Annotated in this window: 2 protein-coding genes; both read right to left on the bottom strand. The window is 61.3% G+C overall.

The window, feature by feature from the left end:
• Positions 1–29 precede the first annotated feature (29 nt).
• Complete coding sequence (locus H7847_RS26480) at positions 30–1,253, bottom strand: type II toxin-antitoxin system HipA family toxin (RefSeq protein WP_227272697.1); 1,224 nt, start codon at positions 1,251–1,253, stop codon at positions 30–32.
• Positions 1,253–1,618 (bottom strand): helix-turn-helix domain-containing protein, encoded by a 366-nt coding sequence (locus H7847_RS26475; RefSeq protein WP_227272695.1) that lies wholly within the window; start codon positions 1,616–1,618, stop codon positions 1,253–1,255. The genes H7847_RS26480 and H7847_RS26475 overlap by 1 nt, the downstream gene beginning before the upstream one ends.
• Between the last annotated feature and the right edge of the window lie 667 nt (positions 1,619–2,285).

Below are 2,285 nucleotides of genomic sequence, written 5' to 3'. Positions count from 1 at the left end.
TCCGCCCTCTTTTTTGGGTTCTCCGACATTTACATCCCCAAAGCTCGCGCACATTCCGAGTGCTCAAAGGCGTCCTGGTAGAGGCGAGCTTCGTCGCCGGTCATGCCTTCTTCCTGCATAGCTCGGCGCCAATTGCCCGAAAGTGTGGTGGCCACATCATGTGCAATCTGCCTCGCCTTGTCCCTCTTCACGTCGAAAAACTCACACGCCTCTAGCGCAATCTCGAGCGACGCATCGAATGATCCGCCTTGTATGATGCCTGTTTCCAAAACGCGATGCCGGGAGGGGGATGGGTTGATGTCGAAGGCCGGTGACAGCCGCCACCGATCGCCGCCAGCATAGATGAATCCATGGTTCTTGAGGTGATCGTCCTTGTTCGACACAAGGATGGTAAACACAATCCGTCGCCATAGTTCGTGCAGGTCCTCCACCGGCTTGCTGGAAATCTGGCGGATCACCTCGGCGATGTCGGTGTAGAACCCCCCTTCCTCGCCTTGCCAGTCCAGTGCTGTGCGGGCCGAGATATAGGGAATGCGCGTGTCGCCGCGGCGGTCGAACCGGCGGATCAGGGCAATCGGGCTGTCACTGTCGCGCAGCTCAAGCCGGGCATCGGCCACGCGCAGCCCGCACATGCGCGCCAGTTTCAGCGTCGCCACTTCGGCGCGTTCGACCGGCTTGGTATCCTGTGCCGAGGTGAATTTGGCGATCCAGAGATGCCCGTCACCTTCGACATTCGCTTTCGGTCGTGCGCCACCGAGGGATCCGGCGACACCGGCAAGATCGCGCGCTTCTTCCTCTGCGCCGCTCGGGTCCCGTTCAAAGCGCTGCGCAAGCGTACGCAGGCGTTCAAGTTCGACCAGCCGAGGAATGGGCGGGGTCAGGTCGGACAGCGGTTCCATGTCCTCGCCGAGAAACCGCAGCGCCCCTTGGCGGGTGCGGTCATCTGAAAGGACAAGATAATCGAACTCGCTGAGGCCGCCGCCAAGCGCCTTGGTCATCAGCGCACGTCCCCAGGAGTCCGGCGCCGCATCGGCAAAGCAGCCCGGCAGCGCCGAGCGCTTGTCGTCCTTTCCGGATGAAAAATGGCTGCCTTCGCGCAGTGGCAGTCCCGGCGCGAGGGCGAAGCGATCCTCGGCGGCGAGCCACGCCGCATCATATTCGAACTGCGAATGCTGACGCCGCCCGTCGCTTTCAAAGCGCAGGCGTCCCACAATCCGTTTTCCTTCGCCAAGCGCGACGATGGCCTCTGGCATCAGAAACCGACCCCTTCCTCGTCATCCCCATCAGCGATCGGAGTAGCCTGATCCGGGCCGTTGCTCGACGACTTTGGCGTGCGCTTGCGATCGATCCGCTTGGGCAAGCTTTCCCGATCGAGCAGCAGCCCCGTGTCATCCGTGCCCGCGTCCAGGAAGTCCGAGATGCGGTCGATCTCGCCCAGGACGAGGCACGCCATGGCGAGCGTGCCGATGCTCACGCCGTCATCACCTTTCTCAAGCCGGGCCACCGTGCTTTCGGACACACCTATCCGCTCCGCAAAACCCTTCACGGAGATCCGCCGCTTCAGCCGCGCCGTCTTGATATTTGCGCCCAGAGCCTCCAGGGCTCGGCGTGCGCTCACTGAGTTCACTTTAACCGCCATATCTGACGTCCAAACATTATTTAACCGTCAAATGTGACTGTTAGAGTAAAATGAGATGTAAGGCAACCTCACGCTATGGGGATGGCCGCAAGCCAGACAGTGTCCGAAATATGCAACATGCTTCGGACAGGTCTTGCCGAGCGTCGTGCAGGAGGTCGGCAAACCCCGAGGTTCGATGCCGTCGATCATGGACCATGCCCCGCATGATGGACGTGTTCCGACGATCTGCAGCTGCAAATCGTATTCCTAAGTCCGCGCTTGGCGCGGACATCGCAACATGATTCCGCAAAACCACATGTGAAACCACGCATCCGCCTCCGACCGCCTGAAAGTCTGCCTCCGACCGATTGAAAGCCTGAACCTCGCCGCTCAGGGAACCGCGAGATACCAATCCTCCCACTTCACGGCCTGAAGTTGGAGGTTTTGTATCGCCGAGAAGCGCAGTTGGGCGTCGCCCTGCGGGCCGGGCTGTCGGCAGAGCGGAAGCCCCGATGGGTCTCCCCCTTTCGGGCGTCCATCCCTGACGCGGGCAATATGGTCCTTGGTCGATCACACCGAGATGTTGAACGGCAAGGGAGAGTGAGAGGCCTGCGGCTGTCGCCGTGACGGGTTTGGAGGTCGAGAGAGAGGCTCTCGGACCGCCCGT

Source organism: Roseobacter weihaiensis (genome assembly GCF_020622345.1).
Taxonomy (GTDB): domain Bacteria; phylum Pseudomonadota; class Alphaproteobacteria; order Rhodobacterales; family Rhodobacteraceae; genus Roseobacter; species Roseobacter weihaiensis.
The sequence above is the reverse complement of the archived record's forward strand: the minus strand, read 5'-3'. Positions and strand labels throughout refer to the sequence as shown.

Bases quoted from the DNA above. Each gene is read 5' to 3' on its own strand.
- H7847_RS26480 (WP_227272697.1), bottom strand. From the start codon at position 1,253: ATGCCAGAGGCCATCGTCGCGCTTGGCGAAGGAAAACGGATTGTGGGA.